Below are 20,902 nucleotides of genomic sequence, written 5' to 3'. Positions count from 1 at the left end.
TCCTCCGCCAGCAGGTCGGGGGGGGGACCCTCGGCCTGTCCCGGTGGTCCCGGTTCCTCAGCCGCACGGTGCCACGCGACCTGGCCCGAAGGCGTTCTCGGAGGCGGGGAAGCCGTGCCGGACGGTGTGCAGGTCGAACGGCACCGATCCGTAGGGGAACATCAGGTCCTGCCGGTCCAGGCCCGGCTCGGTGTCGTAGAAGACGCCCGCCTCCCACCACTGGCTCGACGCGGTGGGCATGGGCTGCCGGGCCTCCCACGTAGTCGAACTCCTCGGTCATGAGCGCGTCGCCTCCCTCGCGGGCACCGGACCGGCGGGCGGCGCCGCGTGCTCGGGCAGCACACCCGTACGGTGCCGCCGCACGAACCAGTAGTAGGCGAACCCGCCCACCGCGATGGCCCCGACGAACAGGACGGCGCCCCAGCGCAGGTACCAGTGGTACGGCGGGGCGGCGTTGTAGACGGCGGCGCGCGGCCAGATGAGGTTCAGGGTCATGGCCGCGCCCCACAGCACGGCGAGGACGTTCACCGGCAGACCCCAGCGGCCCAGCGAGAACCTGCCCTCGGCCGGCCGCCACCGGCCGCGCAGCCGCGCCACCAGCATCGGCACCGTGACCAGCAGGTAGGCCAGGTAGATCATGACGATGCCGATACTGGTGACCACCGTGAAGATCTGCGGCTGGCGGATGTTGACCACCAGGATCGCCAGCGCCAGCACCCCGATGACCACCGTCGGCAGGACCGGCGTGCCGAACCGCGGGCTCACCCTCGCCAGCCGCGAGGACGCCGGCAGGCTGTTGTCCCGGGCCATGGCGAACGCCAGCCGGACCGCCGCCGTGTGGACGGCCAGCGCGCACACCGTGACGGCGATCAGCACGCACCACAGCATCGCCTTGCCGGCCGTCGGCCCGAGGACGTCGAGCACCACGTACTGCAGCCCCTCCGTCGACAGTCGCTCGCCCCGCAGACTCGACACGCTCATCAGCGCCAGCAGCAGCACCAGCCCGCCCAGCACGAAGGAGGCGACGATCGCCCGGACGATGGCGCGCGGCGCGTTGCGCGACGGGTCCAGGGACTCCTCGCCGAGTGAGGCCGCCGTGTCGAAGCCGTACATGACGTACGCCGAGGCCAGCGACGCGATCAGGAACGCGCCCAGGTAGCCGAGCGGCTGGCCGGAGCCGGTGCCCGCCGTGTCCGTGACGACCTGCGGGCCGCGCACCACGTTGACCGCGAGCAGCACGATCAGCACGACGGTGGCGATCAGTTCGACGAAGACACCGGCGGTGTTGATCCGGGCCATCAGCCTGACACCGAAGGCGCTGACCAGGGTGGTGAACAGGATCAGACCGGCCGCCAGCACGACCGCGTTGGTCGCGACGTCGTGCGTCCCGGTGCCGTCCCCGACGAACTGGAAGACCGGCGATATCCGCGGCAGCGTGAGCTGGTAGGCGAGGGCCACCGCGGCGATCGACACGATCGAGGCGATCAGCATCATCCAGCCCGCCAGCCACCCGACGTGCGGATTGCCCAGCCGCTTGGACCAGTTGTAGACGCTGCCCGCCACCGGATGGCGGGCCGCCAGCTCCGCGAAGCACAGCGCGACCATGAACTGCCCGGCGAACACCATGGGCCAGGACCACCAGTAGGCGGGGCCGCCACTGGCATAGCCGAAGTAGAAGAGCTGGAAGGTGCCGGTGAGGATGGAGATGTACGAGATGCCGGCGGCGAAGGTGTGGAAGGTGCCGAGCGTGCGCTTGAGCTCCGGGCGGTAGCCGAACTCGGCCAGCTCCGCGTTGTCGTCGTGCTCGTGGTCGTGGTCGTGGTCGTGGTCGTGTCGTGGCGGGGCGGACGTCATGAGCGGCTCCTGGTGGGGGAGGGGTCAGGCACCCGGGCCTCCCGGTTCCCCGGCGGGCCGTGCGGCCAGCCGCTCGGTCAGCCAGGAGTGGAAGAGCCCGATGTGGTGCTCGGACGGCACGAGGACGCCACCACGGCGGTAGGCGCGCGACGCCATCGCGGGCTGGGTGCGCTCGCACGCGTCGAAGTCCTGCACGTTGACCCGGTGGAACAGCTCCACCGACCGGGACACGTCCGCGCCCGACGCGACGACCTCGGGCGCGTACAGCCAGTCGCACTCCACGACGGTCCGGTCCTCGGCCAGCGGGAACATCCGGTGCAGGATCACGTGATCGGGCACAAGATTGATGAAGACCGTCGGTTTCACCGTGATCGCGTAGTAGCGCCGGTCCTGGCCGGCCGTGACCTCGGGCAGTCTGGCGAAGCCCGCGCCGCCGTCGACCGTGAAGCCCTGGACGTCCTCGCCGAACGCGGCGCCGTGGCCGACGTAGTACTGCGCCGCGTACCCCTCGGCGAACTCCGGCAGCACCTCGGTCAGTTCGGGGTGGATCGTCGCGCAGTGGTAGCACTCCATGAAGTTCTCCACGAGCAGCTTCCAGTTCGCGCTCACGTCGTAGCTGATCCGGCGCCCGAGCGCCAGCTCCTCGGTGCGGTAGCGCTCGAGGGAGGCCACGTCGCCGAGCCGCTCCACCGCCGCGCCCACCACCGTCTCCTCGAACGACGGCGGCTCGTCGGCCAGGCACACCCAGGCGTAGCCCAGCCACTCCCGCAGGTGGACGGTGACCAGGCCGTACGCGGTGCGGTCCAGGTCCGGCATCGTCGCCAGGTTCGGCGCCGCGACGAGCCTGCCGTCCAGGTCGTAGGTCCAGGCGTGGTACGGGCACCGGAGCGTGCGGCGCACCCGGCCGGACTCCTCCTCGCACAGGCGGGCGCCCCGGTGGCGGCAGACGTTGAGGAACGCGCGCAGCCCGCCGGCCCGGTCGCGGACGACGACGACGCTCTCGCGCCCGACCCGTACGGTACGGAAGGCGCCGGGCTCCCCGAGGTCCGCGCCGCGCACCGCGCACATCCACAGGGACTCGAACAGCCGCTCCTGCTCCTGCCGGAAGACGCCGGGGTCGGTGTAGTAGCGGCCGGGGAGCGTCGCCCGCAGGCTGGGGGGCAGGGGTGTGGTCGTCACGAGGGCTCCTCGGCGGGCGCGGCGGTGGGGCGGCGGGGGTCGAACAGCTCGATCGGATGCGCGGTGGTGCCCGTCAGCGCCAGGTCGGCGACGATCTCGCCGACCACCGGCACGAACTTGAAGCCGTGCCCGGAGAACCCGCAGGCGACCGTCACGGACTCCGGGTGCCGGGGGTGGCGGGCGATCACGAAGTGCTCGTCGGGCGTGTTGGAGTACATGCAGGTCGTGGCCTTCAGGAACCGGCCCGGCAGCGCGGGGAGCAGCCGGGCGGCCTGCTCCGCCATCGCCGTGACCTCGTCGTCGCGCACGGTCCGCTCGATGGTCTCCGGGGTGCAGACGGTGCCCTTGCGGAAGAACGCCACCTTGGCGCCCCGGGCCGGGCCGTCGATCGCGGGGAACCCGTAGACCTGGACGCCGTCCGCGTCCTCCCAGATGTAGACCGGGTGGCGCGCCGGTACGAACGGCCCGGTGCCGCCCTCCGGCTGGAACCAGTACATGACCTGCCGCTCGACGGTGAACGGCACGCCCAGGTCGGCGAGCAGCCCGGGCGCCCAGGCGCCGGGGCAGACCACCAGATGGGCGGCCGTGTAGCCGTTCTCGGCGGTGAGGACGCGTACGCCGTCGCGGCAGGGCTCCCAGCGCAGCAGCGGCTCCTCGAAGTGCAGGTCCGCGCCCGCCCGGGTGGCGAGCTGGAGGTGGGCCGCGACGGTGTTCTCCGGGCGCAGCAGCCCCGCCCGCGCCTCGTACAGGGCCACCTCGTCGTCGGCCGGGGTCAGGGTCGGGAAGCGGCGCCGGATCTCCTTCGCGTCGAGCACCTCGTGCGGCAGGCCCCACCGCTCGGCCGACAGCAGCGAACCGGCGACGGTACGGGATGCGGGGCGGCCCAGCATCAGCCCGCCGCACAGGGTGGCGATGTCGCGCCCGGTGTCCCGCTCCAGCCGCTCGTACAGCTCGTACGCGCGCAGCAGCAGCGGGACGTAGGCGGGGTCCTCGAAGTACGACTGGCGGGTGATGCGCGAACCGCCGTGGCTGGAGCCCCGGCCGTGGACGGGGCCGAACCTCTCCAGGCCCAGTACGCGGGCGCCGCGCGCCGACAGGTGATGGGCGGCGGCGCTGCCCATACCGCCCAGGCCGACCACGATCACGTCGTAGGTGGGTGACATCCGTGGGGCCTCCTCAGCAACGGATACGGCTCATCTCCGGGTCGAACAGCGGCTCGTCGGCGACCGTCGCCGGCAGCGCGCGGCCGAAGTACTCAACGTGCACGGCCGTGCCCGCGGCCAGCGGCGGCAGCCAGGCGTACGCGACGCAGCGGCCCAGCGCGCAGCCGTACGCCGCACTCGTCACGTATCCGGCCGTGGTGCCGTCCAGGGACACCGGCTCCTTGCCGAGCACGACGTCGGCGGGGTCGTCCAGCAGCAGCGCGGTGAGCCTCCGGCGGGGCGCACCGGCGCGGCACAGGGCCTCGCGCCCCACGAAGTCGCCCTTGTCGAGGCGGACCGCGAAGCCGAGACCCGCCTCGTACGGGGTGTGCTCGTCGGTCATGTCGTGGCCCCAGGCCCGGTAGCCCTTCTCCAGGCGCAGGCTGTTGAAGGCGGACCGCCCGGCGGCGACGGCGCCCAGCTTGCGGCCCGCCTCCCACAGCGTGTCCCACAGCCGCAGCCCGAGGTCGGCGCCGGTGTACAGCTCCCAGCCCAGTTCGCCCACGTAACTCAGGCGCATCGCGGTCACCGGCACGTGCCCGATGTACGTCTCCCTCGCCCGGAAGTAGCCGAAGGCCCGGTGCGAGAAGTCGTCGGGGGCCAGCGGCTGGACGAGCTCGCGGGCGAGCGGTCCCCACACGCCGACGCAGCAGGTGCCGGAGGTGATGTCACGGACGTGGACGCCGTCCGGCGCGTGCCGCAGCAGCCAGTCCTCGTCGGCCCGGCTGTTGGCGCCGATCTGGAACCGGTCCTCGGCGAGCCGCGCCACGGTGAGGTCGGAGCGGATGCCGCCCGTCTCGTCCAGGAGCAGCGTGTACGTCACCGTGCCCGGCTTCCTGGCCAGGTCGTTGGTGGTCATGCGCTGGAGGAAGGCGAGGGCGCCGGGCCCCGTGACCTCCAGCCGGCGCAGCGGTGTCATGTCGTACAGGGCGACCCTCTCGCGGGTCGCCCTGGCCTCGGCGGCCGCGACCGGCGACCAGTGGCGGGCCGACCAGGCGTCCCGCCGGGGCAGTTCGAGGCCCTCGGCGAGCGGGGCGTTCGCCTCGTACCAGTGGGGCCGCTCCCAGCCGCCGCCCTCCAGGAAGTACGCGCCCAGCTCGCGCTGGCGGGCGTGGAAGGGGCTGACCCGCAGCGGACGCGGCCGCTCCGGCGGCTGGAGGGGGTGGATGACGTCGTACACCTCGATGAACTGCTGCGCGCCGCGGTCGCGGACGTACGCGGGGGAGCGCTGGGCGTCCTCGAAGCGGGTCAGGTCGCACTCGTGGACGTCGAGCGCCGGCCGCCCGTCGGTCATCCACTCGGCGACGGCCCTGGCGGCGCCCGCCGCGTGCGTGACCCAGACCGCCTCGGCGAGCCAGAAGCCGCGCAGGGCGCGGGACTCGCCGAGGAGCGGCATCCCGTCGGGCGTGAAGGAGAAGACCCCGTTGAACCCCTCCCGCACCCGGGCCTTGGCCAGTGCGGGCAGCAGCCAGGCGCAGTCCTTCCAGGCGGGGGCGAAGTCCTCCGGTGTGAAGGGGTACGAGGAGGGCATCACGGGCGCCTCGTCGTACGCCGGGACCGTGAACGGGTCGACGGGCAGCGGCCGGTGCGCGTAACTGCCGATGCCGAGCCGGTCGGTGTGCTCGCGGACGTACAGGTCCCGGTCCTGGAAGCGGAGGATGGGGCGGGACGCCTCGGCGGTCGCCCCGGCCAGCTCCGGGAGCGGCCCGGTCCTGACGTACTGGTGGGCGAGGGGCAGCAGCGGGACGTCCACGCCGGCCATGCGGCCGACGACCGGGCCCCAGAAACCGGCGGCCGACACGACGTGGTCGGCCGGGAACGTGCCCCGGTCCGTGACCACCCCGGTCACCCGGCCGCGCGCCCGCTCGATGCCGGTGACGGTGTGCCGCTCCAGGAAGCGGGCGCCGCGCGCCTGGGCACGCGCCGTCTGGGCGCGGCAGGCGAGGACCGCGCGGGCGAGCCCGTCGCCGGGGGTGTGGAAGCCCCCGAGGACCTTGGTCCCGTCGAGCAGCGGCCACAACTCCTTGCAGCGGGACGGCGGGACCACCTCGCCGTCCACGCCCCAGGAGGCGGCGTACCCGGCCCTGCGGCGCAGGTCGGCGAGGCGCTCCTCGGTGGTGGCCAGCTCCAGCCCGCCGACGGGATGGAAGCAGGACTGTCCGTCGGCCTCCAGGGCGCTGAACTTCTCGACGGTGTACGCGGCGAACGCGGTGAGCGTCCGGGACGGATTGGTCCGGAAGACGAGCCCGGGCGCGTGCGAGGTGGAGCCGCCGGGGGCGGGCAGCGGGCCCTGTTCGAGGACGGTGACGTCGGTCCAGCCGCGGGCGGTCAGCTCGTCGGCGAGGGAGCAGCCGACGATTCCGGCGCCGATGACGACGACGCGGGGACGGGCGGGGGACGTGCTGGACATGCCCCTCCTAGGTGTTGGGGGTGTCGGCGGCGGCCGGGGGCCGGGGCGGGCGGCCGCGTGCCGTCGCGGGCCGCCGCCGGTGCCGACGGCGGTCACCCGCGAGCGTCATGACCTGTCGGGGGCGCCTTCACGACGACGGCGGCACGAACCTCATGGGCCACGACGGGCTCCTTGGCTGTTGCGCACTGCGCTAAGGGTTGCGTGACGGGGAACATACTGGGAACGCCGGGGAGTTGACGTCAAGAGGTGGGGCGCCAACGCCCGGAAACCGTCACCGGAGCCGGTGCGCGGCCCTCGGCCCGCGCACGTGTGAGGGTGTCAGATCCCGTGTCCCATGCGCCGCGACAGCTCGTCGGCGGCCGTGGCCGTGCGCCGCGCCAGCTCCGGCAGCCGCTCGCGCACCAGCCGGTACGCCGGGCCCGACACGCTCAGCGCGCCGATGACCCTGCCGTCGTGCGCGCGCACCGGAGCCGCCACCGCGTTCAGCCCCGGCTCCAGCTCCTCCACCGCCAGCGCGAACCCCTGCGCGGCCACCGACTCCAGCTCGCCCCGCAGCATCCCGGCGCTGGTCACCGTGTGCTCGGTGAACCTCGGCAGCGCCCGCGCCAGCAGCCCCTCCCGCAACGTCACCGGCAGATGGGCGAGCAGCACCTTGCCGCTGGAGGTGGCGTGCAGCGGCGTGCGCCTGCCCAGCCAGTTCTGCGCCGTGACGGACGCCGGCCCGCGCGCCTGCATGATGTTGACGGCGGCGTCGTCGTCCAGCACCGCGATGTTGACCGTCTCGCCCAGCTCGTCGGCGAGTTCCCGGCAGACCGGGGCGCCCTCCTGGGAGATGTCCAGCCGCACCGCCGCCGCCCCCGCCAGCCGCAGGACGCCCGCCCCCAGGAAGTACTTGCCGCGGTCCTGCGCCTGGCCGACCAGCCCCCGGTTCTCCAGCGCGCCGAGCAGCCGGAAGGCCGTCGACTTGTGCACGTCCAGCTCGTCGGCGATGTCGGTGACCCCCGCCTCGCCGTGCCGGGCGAGGATCTCCAGCACGCTCACCGCGCGGTCCACCGACTGGATGACCCCCGCCGCGCCCCTGGACGTCCGCTCCCGCGCCGCGCCGGTCCGGTCAGCCGCTGCCCGCTTGCGGGTCATGGTTCAACTCCCACCGCCGTGCGGCCGGTTCGGGCCGCGTCCCCGGGGAAGCCCTTGACGCGGCGGGCACCCCGACCGGATTCTGTTGCGCACAGCGCGCCGTCGTGCGCCATGCGAAACATCACTGTGGATCGTCATGTTACCCAGAGGTCCTACAAACCTGGACCAAGAGGGGGACCCGTGATTCCCGTATGCCGCCTCGAGGACCTCCCCGAGGGTGAATCCGTCCGTGTCGGTACCACCCCGCCGATCGCGGTGTTCCACGCCGGCGGTGAGCTGTACGCCATCGACGACACGTGCAGCCACCAGGACGCCTCCCTGTCCGAGGGCTGGGTGGAGGACTGTCTGGTGGAATGCCCGCTGCACGGCGCCTCGTTCGACCTCCGCACCGGGCAGCCGACGTGCCTGCCCGCCCGCCGCCCCGTCCGCACCCACCAGGTGGTCGTCACCGACGGTGTCATCCACGTCCGTCCGGCCGCCCACGAGGACACCGCGGCATGAGGACCACGGCCGGGGCGTCCCCGGCGGGCCCGTACGCGGCCCCGCCCGGGCGGCCCGCCCGGCGCCCGCGATCTAGCCTTGAGACATGACGCGAGCCTCCCGCCCCACGATCCGCCGCATCTACGAGCCGGCCGGGCCCGGCGACGGGGTGCGGGTCCTCGTGGACCGGCTCTGGCCGCGCGGCCTGGCCAAGGCGGACGCGCACGTCGACGAGTGGCCCAAGTCGCTCACCCCGTCCACCGAGCTGCGGCGCTGGTACCACGCGGCGGAGGGCGACGCGTACGAGGAGTTCCGGCAGCGGTACGAGGCCGAGCTCGCCGCCCCGGAGGCGGCCGAGGCCCTCGACCGGCTGCGCGAGCTGGCCCGGAAGGGGCCGCTCACGCTGCTCACCGCCTCCAAGGACCCCGAGCACAGCCACGCGGCCGTGCTGGTGGAGCTGCTCACGGGGTGACCGGGCCCGGATCGGGCTCCGGCCCACGGGGCGCGGGCACGGGCAGGGGCGCCGGCCTGCCGGTGGTCAGGAGGACCACCCCGTGCGCCGCCACCGCGCCGGCCGCCGCCGCGACCAGCCATCCGACCGGGCCCAGCCGGAACGTCTCACCGAGCAGGGCGACCCCGATGACGGCCGCCGCCGCCGGGTTCGCGAGGTTCACCACCGCGAGCGGCGCCGCGAGCCCGCCCCGGAACGCTGCCTGCGACAGCAGCAGCCCGCCCGTGGCGAACACCGACACCAGCCCGACCAGCAGCGCCGTCCGCCACCAGGGCGCCGGGCCGCCGGGCAGCTCCCGCGCCACGGAGGCCATGACCGTCTGGGTGAGCGCCGACGCCACCCCGGCGGCCACGCCCGACGCCGTCGCCAGGCCCAGCCCCCCACGCCCGCCGAGGCCCCCGCGCCGTACCAGCGCGGCGATCGCCACCGCCGTCACGGCCGCCACCGCCAGCGCCTCCGGGAACGACAGCGCGTCACCCGGCGCCGCCGGGCCCACCACCGCGACCAGGCCGAGCAGCCCGCCCACCGTCCACAGCGCGCCGCGCCACTCCGCCCGCGACACCCGCCGCCGCTCGTAGTACGCCCCGACCGGCAGCGCGGCCACCAGGGTCAGGGCGCCCAGCGGCTGCACCAGGGTGAGCGGCCCGTGGTGCAGCGCCGCGACATGGGTGAGCGCGCCCGCCGCGTTCAGCCCGACCGCCCACCACCACAGTGGCCGGGCGAGCAGCGCCCGGGCGCCCCCGGGGGCCGCCGCCAGCCGCGACTGGGCGACCGCCGCCAGCGCGTACCCGGCCGCCGACGCGAGCGACAGCAGCACGGCGAGGAGCGTGGCCCTCATCGGGGCGCCACCTCCACGCGTACCGGCGCCACCCGTACCAGGACCAGACAGGCCCCCAGCAGCACCGTGGCCACCAGCGCGTCCACCCAGTAGTGGTTCGCCGTCCCGACGATCACCAGCAGGGTGACGAACGGGTGGAGCAGCCACAGCGCGCGCCACCGCCCGCGGGTGGCCGCGATCAGCCCGAGGGCCACCATCAGCGCCCACCCGAAGTGCAGCGACGGCATCGCCGCGAACTGGTTGGCCAGGGTGTCCGCCGCGGGGGTCGCGCCGTACACGGAGGGCCCGTAGAGCCGTGCGGTGTCGACGAGCCCCGCCTCGGCCAGCATGCGCGGCGGCGCGAGCGGGACGAGCAGGTGCAGGGCGAGCGCGGCGGCGGTCAGCAGCGCGAGGACGCGGCGCGCCCACACGTACCGCTCCGGCCGGCGCCAGTACAGCCACACCAGGAAGGCGACCGTGGCGGGGAAGTGGACCCAGGCGTAGTACGCGTTGGCGGCGTGCACCACGGTGCCGCTGCCCAGCAGCAGGTCCTGGACGCGGCCCTCGCCGGGCAGGTGGACGGCCCGTTCCAGGTGCCACACCCGGTCCGCGTTGCCGAAGGCCAGGCCCTCGTGCCCGTTGGCCACGAGCCGGCCCAGCTTGTAGACGACGAACAGCGCGGTCACCAGAAGCAGCTCGCGCACCAGGGGCGGCCGCGGCCCGGCGGTCGCGTCCGGCGGTATCCCGGCAGCCATGCTCGGCCCCTCAGAAGGTTCACATCAGAAACAAAACGGAGGAAGCGTAGATCCGTTTTTATCGAGACGCAAACGTCTCGATACGCTTGCGTCTCGATTGAGCGCCGCCTACTCTCGTCCGTGCACGACGCCCCGCCCACGCACCCGCGGAGGAACCGATGTCCACGCAGGCCGCCACGGCCGCCGCGCGCCGCAGCAAGATCTCGCCGGAGCGCGAGCAGGAGCTGTACGGGGCGGTGCTGGACCTGCTGCGAGAGGGCGGCTACGACGCCGTGACCATGGAGGGCGTCGCCGCCCGCACCAAATGCGGCAAGGCCACCCTCTACCGCCAGTGGAAGACCAAGTCCCAGCTCGTCACGGCCGCGCTCGACAAGAGCCGGTGCAGCCTGTTCACCGGTATCGACACCGGCTCCCTCGCGGGCGACCTGCGGGCGGCCGCCGTCGCCGCGGCCGGGCGCCGGGGCCGGGACACCGAACTGATGGAGGCCGTCGGGCAGGCGTACCTCCACCACCCCGACCTGCGCCTGGCGCTGCGCGAAACGGTCATCAACCCGGAGGTCGCCGCGCTCGACGCGATGCTGCGGCGCGGTGTCGAGCGGGGCGAGATCGCCGCCGACAACCCGGCCATCGCGTTCGTCGCGCCCGGCTTCCTGGGCGTCCTGCGCATCGAGCGGCTCTTCGAGGACCGCTTCGGCGAGGAGGACGCCCTGCCCGCGTACGTCGAGGCGGTGGTCCTCCCGGCTCTGGGCCTCGGCGCCACCGGCGCCTGACGCGACGGCCCGCCGTCTTCCCGGCGCACGCCCGCTCGTGCACCATGGCCGGACCGCACCGCGCCCGCACCCCGCCCCAGGAGCGCCGCCGCATGGACCCCGCCACCCCGCCCGCCCCCCCCCCCCGCGCCACCGGGCGCCCCCCCCCCCCCCCCCGCCCCCCCCCCGGGCCCCCCCCCCCCCCCCCCCCGCCCCCCCCGGGCCCCCCCCCCCCGCCCCCGCCGGACCCGACAGGGGACACCCGCCCGCCCCCGCCGGACCCACCGCCGCCCTGGACGCGGTGCAGCGGGACCCGTATCCGCTGTACGCACAGGCCCGGCGCGCCGAGGGCCTCCTCCACGTACCCGAACTCGACGCCTGGCTCGTCGCCCGGGACGCCGACGTCCGCGAAGTGCTGCTGCGGCCCGACGACTTCTCCTCCGCCCAGTCACTGCGCCCCGACGTGATGCCCTCGCCCGCCGCGCTCGCCGTCCTCGGGCAGGGCCTCGGGAACCGGCCCACCGTCGTCTCCACCGACGGCGCCGCCCACCGGCGCCACCGCGCGCCCCTCAACAGCGGCCTGTCCGCCGCACGCGTCGCCGCGCTGCTCCCGTACGCGGCCGAGGTCGCCGACGACCTCGTCGACGGCTTCGCCGACGACGGCCGGACCGAGCTCATGGCCTCGTACGCCGGAAAGCTCCCCGGCGCCGTCGTCGGGCGGCTGCTCGGCCTGGACCCCGCCGACGTCCCGGCCGCCGTCCACGGCGGCCACCGCGCCGAACAGTTGCTGTTCCGGCCCATGAGCGAGACCGAACAGGTCGCCGCCGCCGAGGAGGTCGTCGCCCTCCAGCACCTCCTGGACGGCTACATACGCGACCGGCGCGCCCACCCGCGCGACGACCTGTGCTCCTCCCTCGTCGCCGCCCTCGCGCCCGGCACCGGGGAACTCACCATGGACCAGCGCCACGAACTGGTCGCCACCCTCCAGAACTTCCTCATCGCGGGCCACCTGACCACCACCGCCCTGATCGGCACCACCCTGCTCCACCTCCTGCGCAACCCCGGACAGTGGGACCTCCTGTGCGACAAACCGGAACTCATACCCGCCGCCGTGGAGGAGGCAGCCCGCTACGACACCGCCGTGCAGGGCTTCCGCCGCACCACCACCCGCCCCGTCACCCTCGCCGGCACACGACTGCCCGCCGGGGCCACCGTGTTCGTGGCATACGGCTCCGCCAACCGCGACGAGACCCGCTACGAGCGCGCCGACGCCTTCGACATCACCCGGTCCCTCACCCGGCCCCACGTCCGCCACCTGGCCTTCGGCCACGGCGCCCACGGCTGCCCCGGCTCCCAGCTCGCCCGCGCCCAACTCCGCCTCACCGTCGAGCTGTTCGCCCGCCGCCTGCCCGGGCTGCGCCTCGCCGAAGGCCACGACGTCGTGATGAGGCCGACGCTCATCCACCGCTCGCCCCAGGAGCTCCACCTCACGTGGGAGCCGGCGTGGCGCCCGTGAGCCGTGCCCTCGCCCCGGCAGGCGTGGCGCCCGTGAGCCGTGCCCTCGCCCCGGCAGGCGTGGCGCCCGTGAGCCGTGCCCTCGCCCCGGCAGGCGTGGCGCCCGTGAGCCGTGCCCTCAGCCCAGCAGCCGTGGCGCCTCCGCCGCCGGATCGACGGCCGCCTCCCCACGCCCCTCCAGCCGCCCCGCCAGCTCCCGCGCCCACGCCACCAGACCGGGCGTGTCGATCCCGTACGGACGGCCGCCGAACGCCGCGACCCGGTCGGCGCCCCGCAGCAGCAGCCGCGACCCGCCCGCCGCGTTGCCCCGGGCGGCATGGGTCAGCCCCACCGCGAGCTGCGCCAGACCCCGCCACAGCTCCCGCTCGCCCGCCCGCTGCTCCGGGCACGACTTCCAGGCGTCCTCGAGGACCTCGTGGGCGTGGAACGGCATCCCGGAGTCCAGCAGCCGCTGCGCCTCCCGCACGGTCACGGCCGGGGTGCGCACCACCCCCTCGGGCTGCCGCTCCACCCCCGCCTCGCCGTACGGCAGGGGCCGCCCCAGCCCGTCCCTCGGCCGCGCGCTGCGCGCCCGCCCTTCCTCGTCACGATCCCTTCCCGTCCTGTTCACGCCCCAATTGTCACCCGTCCGGCGGGCACCGTCCCAACCATGTCCGCCGACCGGGGCACGGGGCTACGCTCGGCTTGCCACGATGTGTGGGGACTCGTCGGGTACTCGTGGGGGAGGCAAGGCGATGCTGCCGTCCCGGCCGGAACACCGGTCGGCCGTACCGCTGTTGGAGCGCGAACCCGAGCTCGCCGCCGCGGCGCGTGCGGTGGACGCGCTGTGCGGCCCCGCCGCCTCGGGCGGCCTGCTGATCTACCGGGGCGAGGCCGGCATCGGCAAGACCGCCCTGCTCGCCGCCGTCCGCCGGCTCGCCCGGGACCGGTGCACCGTCCACGGCGCCCAGGGCGGCGAGACGGTCGCCTCCGTGCCCTTCCACGTCGTACGGCAGTTGCTGCGGCCCGCGCTCGCCGGACTCGGCGAGGACCCGGCCCGGCCGCTGCTCGGCGACGGGTACGACGTCGCCGCCCCCGCCCTCGGCCTCGCGGCCCCCAGCGGGCCCGCCGCCGACCCCCAGGGCGTCCGGGACGGCCTGGACCGGGTCGTCGCCCGGCTCGCCGAGCGCCACCGCTCCCGGCCCCTCGTCCTGCTCGTCGACGATGCGCACGGGGCGGACACCGAATCCCTGACCTGGCTCGCCGCCCTGTCCGCGAGCCTGCCCGCCCTGCCCCTGCTGGTCGTCCTCGCCCACCGCGCCGAGCCGGTGTCCGGGTCCGCCGCCGCCCTGCTCGGCCGGCTCGGCGCCGCCGCCCGGCTGCGCCTCACCCTGCACCCCTTCAGCCCCGGCGCGACCGCCGAACTGGCCCGTGCCACGCTCGGCGACCGGGCGGACGACCCGTTCTGCCGCGAGGTATGGGCGGTGACCGGCGGCAACCCGTACGAAACGGTGGAACTCCTCGCCAGGGTCCAGGACCGGTTCCTCGACCCCGTGGAGCGGTCGGTGCCCCGGCTGCGCGACCTCGGCGCCTCCGCGCGCGGCAGCGGACTCGTCGCCCGACTGGAAAAGCTGGGCACCGGACCCACCCGCCTCGCCTGGGCCGCCGCCGTGCTGGGCGCCGGCATCCCGCGCGGCCTCGCGGCCACCCTGGCCGGGATGACCCCCGCCGAGGCGGCCGGCTGCACCGAACGGCTCCGCGAGGCGCGGATCGTCACCGCCACCGACCCGATGGAGTTCGCCCACCCGCTGATCGCCACCGCCATATACCGCTCCATCCCGCCCGCCACCCGCACCGCCCTGCACGGCCGGGCCGCCTGGGCCGTCGCCCACGCGGGCCTCGGCGCCGCGGCCGCCTCCCGCCACCTGCTGGAGATCCACCCGGACGACGACGAGGAAGTCGTCGCCCAACTGCGCCGGGCCGCCCGCGAGCACCTCGCCGTCGGCGCACCCGAGGCCGCCCGCCGCTGCCTGGAACGGGCCCTCCAGGAACCCCCGCCGCCCCACGCGTACGCCGAGGTCCTCTACGAACTCGGCTGCGCCGCCCTCCTCACCTCGCCCCCGGCCACCGTGCGCCACCTGCGCTCCGCCCTCGCCCTGCCCGGCCTCGACGGAGACCTCCGCACCGACGCCACCTGCCGCCTCGCCCAGGCACTCGCCCACAGCGACCGGCTCGGGGAGGCCGCACGCTCTGTCGCCACCGAGGCCGCCCGCACCCCGCCCGGCCCCGCCCGCACCCGCCTCCGGGCGGCCCACTTCATGTACGAGGCGTTCCGGGCCACCGAGGAGGACGGGCCGGGCCGCTCCCGCCGCCTCGCCGGGCTCGCCGACCACCTCCCCGGCACCGACAACGCCGAACGCGCCCTGCTGTCCCTGCGGGCCTTCGACGCCATGCTGCGCGGGGAGGACGCCGAACACGTCCTGGACCTGTGCGACCGCGCCCTCGTCCACGGCCGCCCGGCCCGCGGCCTGAGCTGGACCGACACCGAGTGGGGCTTCGAGACGCCCGCCCTGGTCGGCATCACCTACGCCTTCACGGACCGGCCCGGCCGCGCCCTGGACCTGTTCGAGGAAGCGGTACGGGCCTTCGAGATCTCCGGCTGGAGCGGCGCCCACCTCGCCTTCGCGCACACCCTCGTGGGCCTCGCCCACCGCCGCCGCGGCGCCCTCGCCGTGGCCGAGAGCTTCCTGCGCGAAGGGCTGCGCCTCGCCGACCGCGTCGGCAGCGGACTGCCCGTGCAGTGGGACGCCGCCTGCCTGCTCATCGACACCCTGCTCGCCCGCGGCCGGGTCACCGAGGCCCGCGACGTCGCCACCCGCTACCGCTTCGGCCCGCCCTGGCCGGGCGCCATGCTGATGCCGGACGGCCCGTGCGTCCACGCCCGCCTGCTCCTCGCCGAAGGCCGTACGAAGGAAGGCGTCGCCGAACTGGAAGCCGCCGGCCGCGCCTTCGAGGCCCGCGACCGCCACAACGGCCTGTGGGCGCCCTGGGCGTGCGACCTCGCCCGCGCCCTGGCCACCGAGGACCCCACCCGCGCCGCCCGGCTCGCCACCCGCGCCCGCGTGCAGGCCGAACGCTTCGGCACCGACACCGCCATTGGCGAAGCCCTCCGCTGCGCCGCCCTGTTCGCCCGCCCGGACGAAGCCGTCCATCTCCTCGCCCAGGCGGTCCGCCACCTGGAGGCGTCCCCCTCGGCGTACGAACACGCACGCGCCCGCCACGAGTACGCCCTGGCCCTCCGCTCCCCGGCCCGGCTCGCCCACGCCGCCGCCCTGGCCACCGCCTGCGGCGCCGAGAGTCTGGCCGCCCGCGCCGCCGCCGACCACGCCCTGATGACCCGCGACACGAACCCGGCCCCGGAGTGAGGTAATCTTCTCTTGCGCGCTCACCACGGCGAAAGCCGCGGGACACGCGCATCGGGACGTGGCGCAGCTTGGTAGCGCACTTGACTGGGGGTCAAGGGGTCGCAGGTTCAAATCCTGTCGTCCCGACATGCGAAAGCAGGTCGAAGGCCGTTTCGGAGCAATCCGGAACGGCCTTCTGCTTTTCCGTCGCGCCCATGCCCTTTCCGGGCCGCGAGGGGGCGCGTACACCGGGAAATCGTTCCCGTGTGTTTTCGGCCAGAGGTCGAATGCGATGACCGGTCACCAGGGGGACGCGTCCCTTTTTCGTGGTCGATGATGGCCGAAACGCCGATGCCGTTTCCCGTATTGCCCGGGGCCAATCACCGCCGTTCAAGCGGAATTACGTCTATCGAATGCGAGGCCCATCACTGTGGCAGGCAGATCATTGCGAGCCCGGCGCACACGGGGTTAGGGTCCTGGTGACCAGCGTGACCGGGGCGGAGTGCCGGAGGGGACCGACGAGGCGATCGTGCTTCGACGGACCGGACACCCCGGAGTGTTTCTTGTGCAAAGCAGGGGGAATTGTGGGGCGTACGCCCATGCCTGCCGCCGTCATGGCGGACATCTGTGCCGCTGTGCCGACGCACGGCTCCATCAGTCCTTGAGCAATGCCTTCACCTTTTCCGGTTGACGCCGCTTCGGCGTTCCCCGGCTCATTGGTTCCCGTCCGTTCACCCGGGCCGTGACCCGCGTGCGGTGCACGCGGCCCGAACGACACCGCGCCCCGGCCCGCCGCTGACCACGTCGGGCCGGCGCACGAGGGCGGCACCGCGTCGACCGCGCGGCCGCCGCCCCGTCCGGCGACCGCCCCGCGCGCCTGACGCCTGCCCACAGAGCGCCGGCCGTCGCCGCCCCCCACCCACGTAGAGCCGCCGTGACCAGGCGGCAGAGGGAGTCTTCGCATCACCATGCACACCCAGCACATCGCTTCCGCGCGGATGCGGCGGATCATGACGCGCGGCCTCGTGACCGCCACCGCCCTCGCGGCCGTCACCGGCACCGTCGCCCCCGTGGCCGTCGCCGATGAGGCCCCCGGGACGTCGGACGTCGCGACCCGTGCGGCCGGCATCGGCACGACCGACGGCCAGCGCGTGGAGGCCGCGGCCGTGGTCCGCCTCGACCCGACCGCCGACGTACTCCTGCTCAGCGACTACGACTTCATCCACGCGCTGTGGCAGAAGGCCCGGGACGCGGGCGAGCACCTGGACGCCGTGCGCACCGCCGCCGAACAGGCCATGGCCAGCACGGTCACCGAGGACCACGTGCGGTTCATCGTGGGCGGCATCCACGAGGCGTACAAGCTCGACCAGCAGCGCGAGCGCGAGAAGGCCGAGGCCGAGCGCGCCGCCCGGCAGGCCAAGTCCCAGGTGCTGCTCACCATCGGCATCCCCGGCACCCCGGAGCTGCTCGCCCTCACCGACGACAACTTCATCCGCGCCGTCGCCCGGCACGCCGCGTCCGGCCCCGAAGTACGGGCCGCGGCGCTCCAGGCGCTGGCCGGCGAACCGGCGGACTGGCACGAGTTCATCGTCAACGGTGCCCGCGCCGCCCACCAGCGCGACGTCGCCAAGGAGCTGGAGGAGCTGGCCGAGAAGGACCGCCAGGAGGCCGAGCGCCGCAAGGAGCTGGCCGCCCGCAAGAACACCGCGGCCCTCTTCCGCGTCACGCCCTCCGAGGCCATGCTCGCCCTGAGCGACGACAACTTCATCCGCGAGCTCCTGCGCCTGGCCGCCGCCGACCTGCACGGCACCGACCTCTACACCGAGGCGCAGCGCGCCACCCTCAGCCCCGACCCGGCCGTGTGGAAGGACTACATCCACCGCGGCGCCGACGCCGCGTACAAGCGCGACGACGAGAACCGGCGCAAGAAGCTCGCGGAGGCCAACCGCAAGCTCGCCCTCCAGATCCAGGCGGCGGCGGAGAACGGCGGAGTCAACCCCCACCTGGTCGCCGCCGCCAAGAAGGCCCTGGCCGGCAGCGACGACGACGTCGCGCAGTTCCTCAAGCCGGACACCCAGTACCGGCTCAAGCGCCAGTCCCTCAGGGCGTGGGGCGAGGCCGAGTACGCCCGCCAGTCCAGCGCGGACGGCGGGAAGGTCCTCCTCGACGACACGCTGAAGTCCACCAGCCCCCTGGCCGACCGCGAGGACGCCACCTGGGTGATCGTGCCCTCCCTGGCGAGCCAGCCGGGCTGCTACTCCTTCGAGTCCGCACGCAAGCGCGGCTACTACCTCCGCAGCGGCAAGGCCGAGAAGAACGGCCTGCGCGTGGAGATCGCGGCCGACGACCGGAGCACCGCGTTCAGGAAGAGCGCCACCTGGTGCACCCGCACGACCCCGCTGACGCCCACCAAGCTCGGCGTCAAGTCCTTCACGCAGACCGCCGGCAGTGACACGAACTGGCTCGCGCCCACGACGAAGGACGTCTACGCCCGCACCACCTTCACGTTCCCCCTGCCCGGCGGCGTCGAGGGCGAGGCCAAGAAGGTCCGCATCGCGGGCTGGCGCATCAGCACACCGCTGGCGCCCTGACGCCGGCCGGCAACCGATGGTGCACACGATCCGCCAAGGAGCAGGAGTGACGGAAATGGTGGCAGACGAGACAGGACGCGGCGTGAGACGTCACCGATGGGTCGCACCGGGACTGGCCGTCGCCGTACTGGCCGTCGGCGGCACGCTCACGGACGCGACACCGGCCCGCGCGCAGACGGCGGTGGCCGTGGAATCCGCCGGGCAGTCGTCGCCGGGGGTGGCCGGGCAGCCGTCGCCGGTGGTGGCCGCCGCGGCCGACGAGGCACGCGCGCGTGTCGCGCGGCTGGCCAAGTCGGGGCTGCCGGCGGAGATCCGCGCGTCGGCGTGGAACGCGCTGCGCAGTACGCGGGGCGACGCGGCGATCGCCGACTGGCTGGCGCCCGGGGGCGGTTACGACCAGGCCAAGCAGCGCCTGCGGGACGCGCGGTCGCGCAACCGGGCGTTCTGCGAGCGGGTGGTGGCCACGCATCCGGCCGGGTTCTCCCCGGAGGTGCGGTCGGCGGCGGAGCGGGCGCTGAAGGGTACGGACGCCGATCGCGCCGTCTTCGTGAAGACCGGCTACGCCGAGGCGCAGCAGCGGGACCGCACGAAGCGCCAGGCCGACGAGCAGCACCGCATCGAGGTGTCCGAGGGCGACCGTGCCTTCGTACGGGTGCTCGCCGAGAACGATCCCGGTGAACAGGTGCGGGTGGCGGCGCAGTGGGCGCTGCGGGCCGGTGCCACGGACGCGGACGTCGTGGAGTTCTTCGGCTACGGCTGGGCGACGGGTGCGGCACTGGACCTGGAGGCGTACCGGCTGCGGGCCGCCGACGCGGAGGTGCGGCGTCATCACGTGCTGTCGCTGCTGATCGCCAGGGCGGTGGCAGCCGAGGCGGCGCTGACGTCGGCGGCGGACGCGGCGAAGGCGCGTGCCGAGGCCCAGGCGGCCTGGCAGGCGGTCGCCGGACACGCGGACGGCGGGCGGAAGGCGTGGCTGGCCGAGCAGGAGGCGGCCAGGGCGCAGGCGGAGACCTGGCAGAACATCGCCCGGCTGTCCCAGGAGGGCGCGGACGGCATCTGGGCGAGGATCAGCCTGCCCGCCGGGGCCCGGCAGGACGACTGGGCCAAGGAGGGGACGGAGGCCGCTGAGACGGCCGCCTTCTGGCAGGCCATGGCCGACCGGGCCCTCGAGGGCGAGAACCGCGTCAAGGGCTGACGCCACGGGTTGACGCGCCGCGGCCATGACCTGACCCCCTGCCCGCGCACACGAGGGCAGGGGGCTTTTTCGTCGCCGATTGGCCTTTGACCGATCGATTCATTGACTCATTGACTTATTGAAGGGGTTTCCCGTGAGGGGAAGATTCCGGCCCAGGGCCGGAACGATGCGCGGCCGTGGGCCGGGTGTGATGGGCCGGGCGGTTTCCACCGTCATGGCCCTGGCCGTGCTGGGTGGCACGGCGGGGGAGGCCGGTGCGGTCGCCCCGGCGAAGCAGGACGGCAGGGTCGTCCTCAGCCGGGTGCTGGCCGAACTGTCCGAGGAAGCGCCCGTTCCGCCGCCGGCGGGTTCGGCGTTGGACCGGATCAGTGATGAGCGTGACCGGCAGTTGGTGGAGGACTTCGCGGAGTTCGACGAGGAGGAAGAGGTCCGCGAGGCCGCCAGGGCGGCGCTGGCGAGTTCCGATCCGAACGCGGTCCGGGAGTTTTTGGAGCGGGGTGAGGCCGAGGCGCGGCAGCGTGCGAAGGACAAGCGGGATGCGGCCGATGTGGCCAACCGGCGCACGATCGAGGCGCTGCGCGGCACCGGTGGCCCGTTCTTCAATGCTGAGGTCGAGCGGGTTTTGAAGGGCACGGCCCGGGACCGGGCCGATTTCCTGGCCTTCGGCGCGGACATCGCCCGGCAGCGGGACAAGGCGAGCGAGCAGAACGAGCAGGAACGCGCGGCGGAGAACCGCAAGCGGGTGGAGATGCTCGCCGCGGTGGGCGGGCCGGAGGTCCAGCGGGCCGCGCAGGCCGCCTTGGCCACGGGCGATGCCAAGGTGATCGCGGAGTTTTTGGAAAAGGGCTATCTGCTGGCGGCGCAGAAGGACGCCGAGGACCGGGCGGCGCACGAAAAGGCGCAGAAGGAGGCGGCCGAGGCGGCCGAGAAGCTGCGCGAGCTGGCGCAGAAGGCGGCCACCGCCGCCGAGGCCCGCACCAAGCTGATCGCGGCGCACGGGGATGCGGTCAGGGCGCTGAAGACCGCGTCGAACGCGATGAGCGCGGCGGCCGCGCAGTCGCGTGAGGCCGACCGGATGCTGGCCGCCGACAAGGCCGGCAAGCGCCTGTCGGACTACGCCCCCG

The 20,902-nt window shown here is 74.5% G+C and carries 16 protein-coding genes, 1 tRNA gene and 1 pseudogene; 9 read left to right on the top strand and 9 right to left on the bottom strand.

The window, feature by feature from the left end; all coding sequences use genetic code 11:
- Positions 1-19: 19 nt before the first annotated feature.
- From E2B92_RS10465 to E2B92_RS10440, 6 genes and pseudogenes are all read right to left on the bottom strand, one after another.
- Positions 20-261 (bottom strand): annotated as a pseudogene (locus tag E2B92_RS10465) (choline oxidase); the annotation flags it as partial.
- A gap of 15 nt (positions 262-276) precedes the next feature.
- Positions 277-1,854 (bottom strand): APC family permease, encoded by a 1,578-nt coding sequence (locus tag E2B92_RS10460; protein ID WP_126887173.1) that lies wholly within the window; start codon positions 1,852-1,854, stop codon positions 277-279.
- A 24-nt stretch (positions 1,855-1,878) separates the two neighbouring features.
- On the bottom strand, positions 1,879-3,033 hold the full coding sequence (locus tag E2B92_RS10455; protein ID WP_126887172.1) for an aromatic ring-hydroxylating oxygenase subunit alpha: 1,155 nt from the start codon (positions 3,031-3,033) through the stop codon (positions 1,879-1,881).
- Positions 3,030-4,196, bottom strand: coding sequence for an N-methyl-L-tryptophan oxidase (gene solA, locus E2B92_RS10450; RefSeq protein ID WP_126887171.1), 1,167 nt, complete (start codon positions 4,194-4,196; stop codon positions 3,030-3,032). Before solA ends, E2B92_RS10455 begins: the two co-directional genes overlap by 4 nt.
- Positions 4,197-4,209: 13 nt before the next feature.
- Positions 4,210-6,645, bottom strand: a complete 2,436-nt coding sequence (locus E2B92_RS10445) for a GcvT family protein (protein WP_126887170.1) — start codon at positions 6,643-6,645, stop codon at positions 4,210-4,212.
- Positions 6,646-6,963: 318 nt separating this feature from the next.
- On the bottom strand, positions 6,964-7,782 hold the full coding sequence (locus E2B92_RS10440) for an IclR family transcriptional regulator (RefSeq protein ID WP_185923653.1): 819 nt from the start codon (positions 7,780-7,782) through the stop codon (positions 6,964-6,966).
- A 180-nt stretch (positions 7,783-7,962) separates the two neighbouring features.
- Between E2B92_RS10440 and E2B92_RS10435 the strand changes: the two genes are divergently transcribed.
- A complete protein-coding gene (locus E2B92_RS10435) occupies positions 7,963-8,283 on the top strand; it encodes a bifunctional 3-phenylpropionate/cinnamic acid dioxygenase ferredoxin subunit (RefSeq protein WP_126887169.1) in 321 nt (106 codons plus the stop codon).
- An 85-nt stretch (positions 8,284-8,368) separates the two neighbouring features.
- Positions 8,369-8,734, top strand: coding sequence for a DUF488 domain-containing protein (locus E2B92_RS10430; protein WP_126887168.1), 366 nt, complete (start codon positions 8,369-8,371; stop codon positions 8,732-8,734).
- On the opposite strand, the gene E2B92_RS10425 is transcribed toward E2B92_RS10430, so the two are convergent.
- Together E2B92_RS10425 and E2B92_RS10420 are read right to left on the bottom strand one after the other, a co-directional pair.
- Positions 8,724-9,611 carry a DMT family transporter gene (locus E2B92_RS10425; protein WP_185923652.1) on the bottom strand — a complete coding sequence of 296 codons (888 nt, stop codon included), beginning with the start codon at positions 9,609-9,611 and terminating at the stop codon, positions 8,724-8,726. The genes E2B92_RS10430 and E2B92_RS10425 overlap by 11 nt on opposite strands.
- A complete protein-coding gene (locus E2B92_RS10420; RefSeq protein WP_126887167.1) occupies positions 9,608-10,345 on the bottom strand; it encodes a phosphatase PAP2 family protein in 738 nt (245 codons plus the stop codon). Before E2B92_RS10420 ends, E2B92_RS10425 begins: the two co-directional genes overlap by 4 nt.
- Before the next feature lie 158 nt (positions 10,346-10,503).
- Between E2B92_RS10420 and E2B92_RS10415 the strand changes: the two genes are divergently transcribed.
- Both E2B92_RS10415 and E2B92_RS10410 read left to right on the top strand, forming a co-directional pair.
- The gene (locus E2B92_RS10415; protein ID WP_126887166.1) at positions 10,504-11,115 is read left to right on the top strand and encodes a TetR/AcrR family transcriptional regulator; all 612 of its coding nucleotides are present in this window, start codon (positions 10,504-10,506) and stop codon (positions 11,113-11,115) included.
- A gap of 271 nt (positions 11,116-11,386) precedes the next feature.
- Positions 11,387-12,610 carry a cytochrome P450 gene (locus tag E2B92_RS10410; protein ID WP_126889513.1) on the top strand — a complete coding sequence of 408 codons (1,224 nt, stop codon included), beginning with the start codon at positions 11,387-11,389 and terminating at the stop codon, positions 12,608-12,610.
- A 117-nt stretch (positions 12,611-12,727) separates the two neighbouring features.
- On the opposite strand, the gene E2B92_RS10405 is transcribed toward E2B92_RS10410, so the two are convergent.
- Positions 12,728-13,219, bottom strand: a complete 492-nt coding sequence (locus tag E2B92_RS10405) for a DUF309 domain-containing protein (protein WP_126889512.1) — start codon at positions 13,217-13,219, stop codon at positions 12,728-12,730.
- 124 nt (positions 13,220-13,343) lie between these two features.
- Here E2B92_RS10405 and E2B92_RS10400 point away from each other — a divergent pair, with 124 nt between their 5' ends.
- From E2B92_RS10400 to E2B92_RS10380, 5 genes are all read left to right on the top strand, one after another.
- Positions 13,344-16,013 (top strand): ATP-binding protein, encoded by a 2,670-nt coding sequence (locus E2B92_RS10400; RefSeq protein WP_133087486.1) that lies wholly within the window; start codon positions 13,344-13,346, stop codon positions 16,011-16,013.
- Positions 16,014-16,065: 52 nt separating this feature from the next.
- Positions 16,066-16,139: transfer RNA gene (locus E2B92_RS10395), tRNA-Pro, on the top strand.
- Positions 16,140-16,960: 821 nt separating this feature from the next.
- On the top strand, positions 16,961-18,583 hold the full coding sequence (locus tag E2B92_RS10390; protein WP_126889316.1) for an AbfB domain-containing protein: 1,623 nt from the start codon (positions 16,961-16,963) through the stop codon (positions 18,581-18,583).
- A gap of 82 nt (positions 18,584-18,665) precedes the next feature.
- The gene (locus E2B92_RS10385; protein WP_235023772.1) at positions 18,666-19,778 is read left to right on the top strand and encodes a hypothetical protein; all 1,113 of its coding nucleotides are present in this window, start codon (positions 18,666-18,668) and stop codon (positions 19,776-19,778) included.
- A gap of 214 nt (positions 19,779-19,992) precedes the next feature.
- The coding region (locus E2B92_RS10380; RefSeq protein ID WP_235023771.1) for an ALF repeat-containing protein at positions 19,993-20,902 on the top strand (910 nt) is incomplete at its 3' end.

The sequence above is a fragment of the Streptomyces sp. WAC05374 genome (assembly GCF_004353505.1).
Lineage (GTDB): Bacteria > Actinomycetota > Actinomycetes > Streptomycetales > Streptomycetaceae > Streptomyces.
This window is presented reverse-complemented; position numbering and strand designations above follow the sequence as displayed.